Source organism: Okeania sp. (assembly GCF_983059655.1).
Genome location: NZ_CEZPJD010000178.1, coordinates 1 through 11,734, shown reverse-complemented (window position 1 = coordinate 11,734; position 11,734 = coordinate 1). Strand labels below are relative to the sequence as shown.

Sequence of the window (11,734 nt, the reverse complement as noted above, 5' to 3'; positions counted from 1 at the left end):
TAGAGCACTACCTTGACATGGTAGGGGTCACAGGTTCGAGTCCTGTTACGTCCATCAACCTGTAACACCTACCAGTAAAGGTGTTGCTCTAACACTCGCTAAAGCTCGACTGAGCTATACACCTTCTTTAGCGCCATTTCTGTCTATAGAGTGGTACGAGAATGGTACGTCAAAAGAGAAATAAAAACAAGGCAAAATTTGGCAAGGTAAATATAGAAATACATAGTGGGTCATATAGACTTAGGTTTACTGACCCATCAGGCAATCGCAAAGCTATATCTGTTTGTCCCGTAAATACAGAGGACAGTTTTAAAAAAGTCGAGTTTGTGGCTAAGCAGATAGACTCAGATATGGCCAAGCATAAGTTAGGAGTACCGGATACTTACGACCCAACGCTAGGTAAGTATAGGCCAGGGTACGTCCCAACAGAAAGAAGAGTTACGTTGTGGGACTACTGGGAAGATTACAAGGAGAGGAGTTGCGATCGCGTAAGTAATTCTAGGCAGCAAAGCTGGAAGCTGGTAGATAATGTGTTTTTGAATATTTCAAAAAAAAGAAGAGGGGATATCAGTCATTTCAAGATGGTTGCAGAGAAAATATACTCTGGTGAATCCCTGCGTATGATTGCGACAAATCTAAATGCAGCTTTAGCAGAACAGAACAATTATCAAAAAATAAAGTTCGATATCTCTAAAAAGATAGCCAAGAACAGAAGTAAAGAGGCGTGGAGCCAAGAAGAGATAAAAGAGATATTGAATGCTTTCTACACAGGTATAAGTAGTCACCACTATTATCCTTATGTCGCTTTCTTAGCTTATACAGGCTGTCGTCCTGAAGAAGCTATCCCCTTGACTTGGAGTGATGTTCATTGGGACGAGGGTTATATTTTAATAGAAAAAGTGCATACACATGGAGAGTTGAGGCAAGGTACTAAGACTGGAAAGGTTAGAAAAATTCCAATCAATTCTCAATTACACGCCTTACTTACCAAAGAATGTTCGCTAAGAAATAAACTGCTATTTCCTGCTAAGAAAGGTGGATATTTAGATCAAAAGCGATTTAACCAAAGGCATTTTAATCAAATAGTAAAAGGTCTTTTCCAAAGCAACTTGATATCAAAAGCGATGCCAACTTACAACCTCAGAAATAGCTGGATTACATTGATGCTTAAGAAAGGATTGGATTTGGCCACTGTCGCGAAACTTGCCGGAACGAGTGAAAAAATGATACTCAAGCATTACTGGGGTGCTGATGATTCGATAGCAATCCCTGAGATTTGAGTATAACTTTTAGTTTTAATTTCTGGTGATAGCGATCGCTTATACCAATTGCAATTAGCCACTGCTAATTCCTGAAAGATTTATAGGGAAAGACTTTAACTTTGTCACAGATACATAAGGGGGGATATATTAACTCCCCCCAAGTTGATGTGTGACACGAGGAAAGGTGATTTCAGGTGTCTGTTACAAGGCGATAGCCTTTAATTTCGCTCACAAGGGATTATTCTTGCTTTTTGTTAGCGAGGTGTTTTTTAGATTTTCGTTTAGCTATCAAGATGTCAGTGAGGAATTTTATGACTTTCCCTCGTAACTTTGTAAAAAGAAACAACCCTATCGCCCTCAGCGGGCAGGCAAGGTAGCAATTTGACAATATAGAAAACCCTCAGCTATAGTCGAGAGGTCAATTAACAACTAAGCTGGGGGCTTTATAGCATCCGAACGATATCGCAATCGGACTCGGACAAGTCTTGTGACCTCAGCATATCACAAATTCAGATTTATTTATATCTAGAGGTCGAAAGAGGCAATGAAAATAAAGAAAGGTCAATTAATTAAGTTGCGTTATGAAGGCAGAGAATTTGAAGTTATCGTCATAGATCCTAATGGGATGGGTAATGGACAGCCGACCGTAGGATTTGGTTTTGGTCTGATGGAGCGATATAGTGGTCTTCCTGATTCAACAATAAATGGTTGGTTACAGGGTCTCCCAGAAAATGATTTTGAATGCCTGAAAGTTCCTTCCGGTAATACTTATAGGGTCTCCCGGATTGCTGGAGTAGATGGGAATGAATATGTTGTATTGGAAGTGAGAGATTGGTTTGATTTAGCCTTTGATGTGTTAGAAAAACCAGGCCGAGTTAGTAGGTCTGTTAAAGCCAAATTGCTCCAATTCGTAAAATGGTTTGCAATAAAAGGTTTTTATGCAGATGCTTATACTGTTCTTAAGGGAGCTTATACGGCCAAAGATAGCCGAGTATTATCCGATTGGATGATGGTTCGTCTGGCTGGAGTTATCAAACGCAACAAATATACTGATTTTTTACAATCACAAGGTTGTGAGGGATATGACTATGCTTATTGGACGAACCATGTTTATTATGAACTCTTTAGTATGGATGCTCGGCAAATGAAACTAATGTGGAAATTGATAGAAGGTGACAGGTCTATAGGTAGAAATTACATATCTGAAGTAGAAGGTTTAAAAGCAGTTGCTTACTGTGAAAATCAAGTCGTTGAACTCTTTGTGGACAACTTGGAACAAGCGCATAAGGATGCCATTAGTTTTACACAACGTAAGTTTAAATTAAACTAGACATTCAATTACACTTTATTACTATTTGATTGATATTAAAAACGAGAAACCACCGCGTCAATTTACGGTGGTTTAATGTCCATTAATTGCTGTTTCATCCTGCTAGAGCATATCTTTCATTTTATTATAAAAGTTTATTATAAAACTTTATTGTAAAAGCTGAAATATACGCTCGTTCGTGGTGATATCAACTCTAGATGGCCTTTAATTTAGCTATATCGTTAATATACATATTCAAATTTGATTTGTCAACACTTATTTTTTACTTACTTATTTTTTACTTTTAGAATCACCACTTTTATCCTTTACTTTTTGTTCGCTGTCATCTTCAGCTTCGTTTGCTTTCGTAGAATCACCGTTTTTTTTAGCTCTCCTTTTGTCCCTAAAGTTTTTATAGGTCTCAACCTTATTTAGTTCTTCAAAAACTATAGGGTAGCCTTTTTCCATCAGCATCACCGCAATAGCTGACTGAGAACGTCCTGTTTCTTCAGATAGAAGTTTTACTATTTCGTATAAATCATGTGGGCATGAGACAGATATTTGTATTGTCTGGGGCATATCATTGATACTCTTATTTTTATCACTGATATACAGTTGACATATCAGTGATGCTGTGCGATTATAATAGACATGAGCAAACAGGAAACACCGACTGGATAGAAGGGTGTCGTCCCTAGAATCACGGGGTAGTTTCCACAAAAGTTGCCCATATCTCATGTACATACCAAGGATATCTCATTATTAGCAGCCTTGTCCAGTAGTCCTTTTCCTGCTGTCCAGAGTAAGTATCTATCCTGTAAATTCAGGCTATGTACTAAGGATGACATTTAGTAAAGTCATTTTGCTTTTTTGTTTACCACCCTGTTTTCCTCCGGAAGTGATTCTAGTTTTGATTTCTCCAACCCTTCCAGTATTTCCATTTGTTCTTGTAGTATCCTAATTTCCTCCGTCAACGCCCCCTCTATTATGGGAGCGCAAATAGCTGACTGGCTTTTTCCTGTGTTTTCTGAAATATAGACCAGTATCTTATATGAAAAATCAGAAATAGAAATAGATATTTGCTTCATTTTTGCTTGCTATTCTGTTTACTATTCTGTCTGTTATCAGTTGCGTCCTTGAGTCTTTCGGGCGTTTCTAACCCTGACTGTTCCATGGATTCAAAGTGCTGCTCTAGTTTAGCTAACTCGTCAAATATCCCTCTTTCTACATAGGGAGCTATTATTGCTGACTGACTTTTCCCAGTTACTTCGACTAGATAAGTCAGGACATCATAGGCATAATCGGGTACAGATGTTGATGCTTGCTTCATATGTAACTACCAGTAGTTATGTATATTGACATATAGGTATGAGCAGGTATATAATTGGGATATAAGCAAAGAGCAAATCTTGGTGAAAGAGTGCAGCTCCTAAGAACTAAAGGGTTTACTCTCTGTTTTTATCAAATTTCCATTACCCATACCTGATATATACCAATATATCATTATTCTTAACAGCCTTGATTAGTCTCTCATGCCCATTTGTATTTGTATGAGGTATTTTTTGATGCTGCTAATAAATCTTAAACTCTAGTTCTAAAAGGAGATGTTTAACAGCAAAACTATAGACAGAATCAGAACCAGTATTTTTATCGCTTTAGGTGATAAAGATTTTTTCACTAGAGGCCAACTTTTAGAGGCTCTAAATCGTACAGGATTGAAAATATCTAGCTCTCAACTCACTAGGGACGTTGACCTTCTCAATCAGTGCAACGTCAAAGGTTTTACCCACTTTAAGTACGACAAGGGTTATGACCGCAAAAGCTGTGAAGCTATGGTAGCTTACCGTTCCCTAGCGACTTCTAGAGGACGCGCCCAAGCAGTTTACCATCTAAATACTGTTATTAATTTATTGGAGAACGATGACAACAAACAATGGGGCAATCATACAACAATTGAATGTGAAGCAATCCCAGTCAATTAAGCAACTCTCACAATCTGACAATACTGATGACGCTCGCATCCAAGCTCGAAAAGATGCTATTGAATGGGGGCAAGCTTACAAAAAGTATCTCACCGATTACAAAGAAGAGGCTCGGATGATTATCCAAGAGAAAATCTTCAAGGAAAAAGATGAGAGTTTGGAATCACTAGATTTAGATGAATCTATGTTTTTCCCTACTTTTCCAAATACCCCCCATATAGGCTAACAGCACAAAAAGAAGATACTCCTGATGAAAAACAAACTTGTCGATAGCACTAGCCATCTCGTCCCCTTTGATGATGACAAGCTGTACTCCACCGTCCTCTTAAATCTAATTGTAGATAAACACGTCTACACGATGTCAGTACCACTACCTCTTGATGGCAGTCAGTACTGTTCAATGATATCAGTAGAAATCGGCTTAGGCTATGAAAAAATCAAAACGAACAAAACAAACGACACTCATTAACCCTCACTTCTTAGCAGGGTTCACATTAGCAATTTTATTGATATCTTTTCCCTTGAGATCAGCAAGTACATTTAGTAAAGGATTGAACGATGGGACTACTGAGCAAATACTTTAAAGGCGAAGTTACAGAAAAATCTTCATCTGCAATTGGGACAGGTAATCACTCTATCAGCAAAGATGAAATTATTACGGGTGGTGCTTTAGGTCGATTTTCTCCAGAGCATACCCCAAATTGGAAGGGGATTCAATCAGTTCCCACAGTTGACCAAGCTAGGTATATGACTCCGGCTGAAGCCAAGGCTTTAACAGCTCACAGAAAGCAGCTAGCGGAAGCCAAGAAAGCATCAAGAGTAGGATATCAGGAACTACAACGTATTGATAAGTACGATACAAAAGTAGTTGGATATCACTCACAGTACGCCAAGAACAACGCTAGAGAAGGGCTTAAGCAGACTCGTAAACTCGCTAGCGTTGGACGTACTTTACATTCATTAAGGCCTGGTTACGCTGGTATCAGTACAGGATTACAGCGTGCTGACAACTCAGCTCAATAGCAGATTGAGGCCATTGCCAATAGTCTGAAACAATAGAATCACAGTAGTTTGGGGTATATTTTTGTTTTTAGTAAAAAGATTTAGTAAAACTATTTACTAAATAAAAAAACCCCAAAGCTACTCAAATAACAAACATTTTGTCTATTTCCCGTGAATAATTTATCACAATTTTTCTTTTTGTGGGGATGGCTATTATCAGGTTTAAGTACGTCATCTCTACTTAACCTAGCTATGAAGCATTCATCCACTCTACGTTTACCAATTATCTTACTGCTAGGATTTGCGATCGCCGTTTTGACTTTCTTATGGCTAGAACCTGAACTGAGAATATGGTCGATAGTTATTGCTATATGTTTACTCGGAGGTTCTCTGATATGGATTTAAGGCCATCTCTCCTGTTGGAGATGTTAAAGTCATTTAGAACCCTCTTAATCTCAGCAGCAAGCGTCGCCACTTTCTCATCCCTTGTTCTTTTCGTAGCACCTACAGCGTCATCCGATACCGCTATCAAATCACTACTCTACTCAGGTAGCTTACTTTCTGGCTTATCTACTATTGGACTATCCCTAGCGATTAACAGATACTCACCTATTTTTACCATACTCAGGAAAGCTGATGATGAGACTTTTACTCACACTATAGCCACCTACATCTATGAGCAAAAGCAGGGAATTCCTGAATTACCAGTTACAGATGAGCCGATTGAAATTTACCCTGAGCAACTTCCAAATAACACTTCCACTACCACTAACGGACAATTTCCAACTAGCTTAATCACGGAAGTCGGTAGGTTAGTAAGTGAAGGTAAGTCCGATACTTTCATTATCGAAAATGTGTTGCAGTGCAAAGGCAGAAAATATCAAGAGGGCAAAACTAAACTCGCTGAGATTAAAGTTTTGTTGAGTCAATTACAAGAGGACTTTGAAAATAGCAATGCGTGAGTTGATGCTCAAATACATATCAGGTGTAGTTGTAAATATTAATATCTACGAAATAGCTAAATAAGCCAGGTGGCGATATCGCCACTTTTCTTTATCGTTATTTAAATAGGTCGTTTGATTCTCAGAAATCTCACAATATCTCTCTAAATACTGAGTTAAAGAAGAGATGCGTCAATATTGACGCAAAGACTCTTCAGGGAATGAGAAAAAAGATGCTCTAATATTAGAGCATCTCTTCTCTGAAACTTTCGGACATCAAACACTGGTACATTCCTCTCCTCTTCATCTCTCCCCTAGCTTCAAGTAAACCCAACTTACGACACCGAACTCCACTGAGTTTCAACAAAGTTTCACTCACACTTTCTCAATTATTATTTTCTACCAAACCAAAATCGTTTCGTGGTGGTTTGTAGCTTATAAAAAGTAATTTAGTATAAATTTAAATCTGAAATCCTTTATGGGATAATTACTCAATCATCCCATCGTTTACCCATTTTAGAAAAGCATCGCTACAATTAAGATCATCCGCACAAAAGTTTCTAAAAATTAAATATAGGTTTTTAAATACTTGTGGGTAGGCAAAAAAAAATGCAGCGTAAGTAGCTGCACCCCCAACAGATAACACCATGCTAACAGATAAAACATTCATTTACAAGGAAAATTCACTAGATTACCACGGTGACTTTAATAGCTATAACTCATCCCATGATGGACAACAACGTAAGTGGCAAAAGTTTTCTAAGCTAAGAGATACTTGCCCTATATGTGATGGGGCACACAAGCGCTGCTCAACTAACGGTAGTTTAGTTATCTGCGGAGAAGATAAAGAAGTACCAGGTTGGAAGAATAAGGGGCAAGATAGAGCAGGTATTGGTTATCTCTACAGACCTGATTCATCTCAACTATCTGAATATAAGAAGTTACCAAAACCTAAGCCAGTACCGCAAGCAAAAAGCACTGCGCTAACACCTAAAGAATTAAACGATGAATTCTACAAACTATTAGAGAGCCAACCAGTGGAAGACTGGGCGCTAGCTGACCTTAAGAAACGTGGTATTGAACCTACAGGTTTGCTTGGTAAATCCTTCCCCAAAGGGATAGTAAGTAGTGAGTTTCAACAGTTGCCCGGTATTTACTGGGATGGGATGGGTAAGCCTAGATTTAACGTCCCTAAAGATGCTTATTTCTGTCCTGTTTTTGATGAAGATGGTTATATTGTCGGAGGGCAATTAAAAGTCAAAGATGATAAATACATCTGGTTGTCAGGCGGGAGTAAAGGTGGAATTAATCACCGTATAAATGGAGAGACTCCGCATACTCTGTGCAGGCAGAACAATAGTAAACAAGATATTTTTACGGTCAATAAAGGCAAAGGAGACAAGGATAGAAAGAACCTCATCATTTTTTCTGAAGGCTGCTTAAAAGCGCAAGTCATAAATCAGCTTTCTGGATATTCCACTATAGGAGCTATTGGCGGTAACTTTAAAGGCAATTGGGACGATATTGATAAGTTCATCTCTGAGATAACCAACGGCAAAGTTAAGCGATTTACTTTTGCTATAGCTGCTGACGCTGGTAGTGGGAAAAATGATTTAGTCACTCGAAAGTATAAGGAATTAGTTGATTATATCAAGGGGAAATATGACAAGGAAGTATATGTTATTTGGTATGGTCAATTTACTAAGTTACACAACGATTTCGATGATGAGTTAGCAACAGGAAATAGGAGTTTCAGACTAATATCATTTAACAGTTTTGAGAGAAAAAACAGAGAGTTCAAGGAAATAATAGATAGCAAAGTATTCACCCCGCATAATAAATTTGAATCTAGATATCTACCCGTAAACGACCATTTCTGGGGCGATAACAAAAATAATTTAGATGAATTTATCCGCGATGTTAGAAAAGGCACTAAGACACTACTAGCATTGAAATCTCCTATGGGAACTGGCAAGACTGAAGCTCTAAAGAAGGTAGTGAATGAACTTGATATTATCCTTGTCGGGTACAGGAATAGCTTACTAAAACAGACAGGGAAAAGAATAAAATCTTTGTATCACATAACAGAGATAGTTAATAAACTCCAGATAGCAGCACGAGGAGAGTCTATCTCTTTGTGTATCGATAGTATCTGGAAAATAGACCCTGAGGCTATTAGAGATAAGATACTCGTTTTTGATGAATGCCCTCTAGTGATAGAGCATTTACTGACATCAAGCACTTGCAAAGGCAAACGCCCTCAGTTAATGGATAGATTGACTGAACTTTTGTATAACTGTGCAGGAGTGATTATTATGTCAGACCAGCTTACTGACAGAGAAGTCGCTCTGATAGAGTCCCTCATAGAGTTTGATAAGAAGATAAAGGTAGAGAACACATACAGAATGCCATCGAGAAATATTTCAGTCTATGGTGACGAAAAACATTTTAGGCAGATATTAGTTGATTGTATGAAGAGTGGGGAAAGAGCATTAATCTGCACTGATTCTCAAATGTTTACTGAGTACTGGGACTTAAAAATCATGAAGGCGAGAACGCTGGTGATAAACTCCAGGACTTTATACAAGAAGGAGGTTAGAGCTTTCCTGGAGTCTCCTGATGAATGTTTGCATCTGTATGATTACATTCTAATAAGTCCTACTGCTGAATCAGGATTAAGTATTGATACCAGAGATTATTTCGACCACATATTTGTCAGATGGACTCATTTGGGGCTAGATGCTTGCACGCAGATGATGCACAGACTTCGAGACACGAACTGCCCTGTACATCTATTTGCTTATAAAGCTAAAAATCAGAATAAATACATTGATGATTTAAAGACTACTAAATTAGAGCGGATGTACTCTCTTATGGAAGACAAGACTAAATACAGAGCTAGAAGTAAAGACTTTGATGTTAGGAGTGCGTTGTTTGATAGTTGCTATGAGGTACTAGACTACGACACAAACTCACCTTACTCGCAGTACTTAGATAAACTTGATGAAATTAGGTTGCTTGAACAGCATAATTTTAGAGAACTAATAGTACATGACTTGAAGAGTAGAGGGTACAAGGTTTCCACTCCTGAGAATGCTGAAATCGACGACGATGATATCAGTACCTATGAGGAGTCAGCAGAAGTAATCTATAACCGTTCGCTGTCTATTCTTAATGCTAAGAATTTAACGGAACAAGAATATGAAATAGCAGATAGAGTTGAGGCTAAGAATGAACAGCAACTAGGAGAAATAGAAAGGTACAGGTTGAAACAGTTTTTCCCAGACATAGACAAGACTAGCGAGTGGGGAATTGATTTAATAACTGAATTGCTATTTAACAACCCAGAGGCAAGGGTGAAATTATGGAGGCGATATTTGTTGGAAAATAAGGAGTTGAATGACGCTATCAGAGATAGTAAAACTGTTAACAGAGCTATTTACGGTTGCTTCCTACCTGATATTGATATGTTGCATTCTGTAGTTTCTGAGTTAATGAAACTTCCTTTTCATTTGTTCGAGAACGGGGTTAGCTTTACAGGTGAATCTCCAATAGTACTGGAATTTATAGCTGCTGCTAGTAAAAGTAAGCTGCTACCTAAACAGAAAAAACTCAGTAATATCAGATACCTCAATAATATATTTGACTTGGTAGGGTTAAATGCTGCCTGCATTAAGCAGTCGAGAGATGAAAACGGCGATAGAAAGCGAGAGTATCAGTTAAGGGATGCCCTTTGCTATTACGAAGTAGATGAGAAAGGTAATGTCGTAAGGACTATAATGCTGGAGCCTCTGCTAGAACAATGCTTGGACATTAGAAGGGATAAACTTCTTGGCAAATATGACTCAGCTCATTTTGATGAGAAAAACAAAGCTTTAGTGTCTGAAGAAAAGCCGTTTGAACCTACTAAAATAGGAGGTAAACATAAGATTAGACAGCCTACTTTGTGCTTAAACAGTCAGCTCACTAAGTTCACCAGAGACAATGACGAATTGGAGCCACTAGAGTCGAGTCAGGAATTAGACAATCCATTACCTGAATTTAAGAAATGGGATTACATAGACCTGAAAGACGGCAGGATATATTGTCAGTTCTTGGAGATAGTAGGAGACATCATTAAAGCTAATTTACCTGGGAAGATAATAAGTTTTTGCACAAATGAGATTCAACTAATAAGGAGGAAGATAGGAGAAAGGTATCCTGTTATTTGGCAAGCTCAATAAGTCAAAAAAAACAAAGAATAAATAATATGAATAGCAAACAACAAAGTAAACCTTTCTTCAAAGTCTATACCGAACCTGGACTTAAAGAGAAGTTAAAATACTACTCTTCGCTATATGGCACTAACCAGTCTGAAGTAATTAATCTGCTGGTTACAGAGTGGGTAAAAAGTGTAGAGAATCAAACCCCTCTAAGGGACAAATTGGAAATATCAAAAGCTTTAGTCACTCAGAGATAGGCGTAGATTTTTTTATACAAGTAGGACTTGTATAAATTACTTATATACAGGCTGAAATGTCCTTGTAGGAGAAATACTATTTGGTTCCCATTGGCCATGATGCGTTTTTGGCCTTTATAAACCAACACTTTTATACTATCTGAAACCTACTAAAAGGTCAACTCACTACTCAGTAATGAACTGATGAATGATGGCCATAGAATCAATTTTTTTAGCTTAAATCAGCTCCAACTGGTACAATACTGGTACATGGAGCTAGAGAAGGAAGGCTAAGTTTTAGTCAAGCCTTTATGTGTCAAGAGTTTCAGAATTATTAACTTTAAACCTTGACATGGTAGGGGTCACAGGTTCGAGTCCTGTTACGTCCATAAACCTGTAACACCTACCAGTAAAGGTGTTGCTCTAACCAGTTGAGCTATACGTCCTTTTCTCAATTTATATTTTACCAGGAGAAATACAATATATGTACAGTAAGGTATTTCTAGGGCCGATTTTGAAGCAAGGTTATACTTCTAGTCATACTGCTGTCCCCTGCATAGGCTAATCTTCATTAACTACGTCCACTCTCTTAGGTGAAGGGCCAGAGCTTTATGGTAAGAAATGGACACGATTGTTTCTTATCATGTCAGAACCTCATGAACCTGGAATTCTCCGTATATAAGTAATTCTTGCAAAGATTTATTGTATACAGAAAAAATCTACAATACCTTTCCTTATTAGTCAGCTAAAGCTTTTGATATTTCCAATTTGTCCCTTAGAGGGGTTTGATTCTCTACACT

12 protein-coding genes are annotated in these 11,734 nt (G+C 37.9%); 9 read left to right on the top strand and 3 right to left on the bottom strand.

The window, feature by feature from the left end; translation table 11 throughout:
• Window positions 1-161: 161 nt before the first annotated feature.
• Complete coding sequence (locus AC3DU7_RS12355) at window positions 162-1,280, top strand: site-specific integrase (RefSeq protein WP_488039643.1); 1,119 nt, start codon at window positions 162-164, stop codon at window positions 1,278-1,280.
• 526 nt (window positions 1,281-1,806) lie between these two features.
• Window positions 1,807-2,592: a hypothetical protein gene (locus tag AC3DU7_RS12350; RefSeq protein WP_488039642.1), complete on the top strand. Its 786-nt coding sequence runs from the start codon at window positions 1,807-1,809 to the stop codon at window positions 2,590-2,592.
• A 270-nt stretch (window positions 2,593-2,862) separates the two neighbouring features.
• On the opposite strand, the gene AC3DU7_RS12345 is transcribed toward AC3DU7_RS12350, so the two are convergent.
• On the bottom strand, window positions 2,863-3,150 hold the full coding sequence (locus AC3DU7_RS12345; RefSeq protein WP_488039641.1) for a hypothetical protein: 288 nt from the start codon (window positions 3,148-3,150) through the stop codon (window positions 2,863-2,865).
• Window positions 3,151-3,655: 505 nt separating this feature from the next.
• On the bottom strand, window positions 3,656-3,901 hold the full coding sequence (locus AC3DU7_RS12340) for a hypothetical protein (protein ID WP_488039640.1): 246 nt from the start codon (window positions 3,899-3,901) through the stop codon (window positions 3,656-3,658).
• Window positions 3,902-4,175: 274 nt separating this feature from the next.
• Between AC3DU7_RS12340 and AC3DU7_RS12335 the strand changes: the two genes are divergently transcribed.
• Together AC3DU7_RS12335 and AC3DU7_RS12330 are read left to right on the top strand one after the other, a co-directional pair.
• On the top strand, window positions 4,176-4,553 hold the full coding sequence (locus AC3DU7_RS12335; RefSeq protein ID WP_488039639.1) for a hypothetical protein: 378 nt from the start codon (window positions 4,176-4,178) through the stop codon (window positions 4,551-4,553).
• Window positions 4,531-4,779: a hypothetical protein gene (locus tag AC3DU7_RS12330; protein WP_488039638.1), complete on the top strand. Its 249-nt coding sequence runs from the start codon at window positions 4,531-4,533 to the stop codon at window positions 4,777-4,779. Before AC3DU7_RS12335 ends, AC3DU7_RS12330 begins: the two co-directional genes overlap by 23 nt.
• A 49-nt stretch (window positions 4,780-4,828) precedes the next feature.
• Here AC3DU7_RS12330 and AC3DU7_RS12325 read toward each other — a convergent pair whose 3' ends face one another.
• Window positions 4,829-4,954, bottom strand: coding sequence for a hypothetical protein (locus AC3DU7_RS12325; protein ID WP_488039637.1), 126 nt, complete (start codon window positions 4,952-4,954; stop codon window positions 4,829-4,831).
• 157 nt (window positions 4,955-5,111) lie between these two features.
• Here AC3DU7_RS12325 and AC3DU7_RS12320 point away from each other — a divergent pair, with 157 nt between their 5' ends.
• The 5 genes from AC3DU7_RS12320 (at window position 5,112) to AC3DU7_RS12300 (ending at window position 10,955) form a co-directional block, all read left to right on the top strand.
• Window positions 5,112-5,576: a hypothetical protein gene (locus AC3DU7_RS12320; protein WP_488039636.1), complete on the top strand. Its 465-nt coding sequence runs from the start codon at window positions 5,112-5,114 to the stop codon at window positions 5,574-5,576.
• 150 nt (window positions 5,577-5,726) lie between these two features.
• On the top strand, window positions 5,727-5,960 hold the full coding sequence (locus tag AC3DU7_RS12315) for a hypothetical protein (protein WP_488039635.1): 234 nt from the start codon (window positions 5,727-5,729) through the stop codon (window positions 5,958-5,960).
• Window positions 5,951-6,517, top strand: a complete 567-nt coding sequence (locus AC3DU7_RS12310; RefSeq protein WP_488039634.1) for a hypothetical protein — start codon at window positions 5,951-5,953, stop codon at window positions 6,515-6,517. Before AC3DU7_RS12315 ends, AC3DU7_RS12310 begins: the two co-directional genes overlap by 10 nt.
• A 626-nt stretch (window positions 6,518-7,143) precedes the next feature.
• A complete protein-coding gene (locus tag AC3DU7_RS12305) occupies window positions 7,144-10,719 on the top strand; it encodes a plasmid replication protein, CyRepA1 family (RefSeq protein ID WP_488039633.1) in 3,576 nt (1,191 codons plus the stop codon).
• Between the two features lie 26 nt (window positions 10,720-10,745).
• A complete protein-coding gene (locus tag AC3DU7_RS12300; protein ID WP_488039632.1) occupies window positions 10,746-10,955 on the top strand; it encodes a hypothetical protein in 210 nt (69 codons plus the stop codon).
• Window positions 10,956-11,734: the final 779 nt, after the last annotated feature.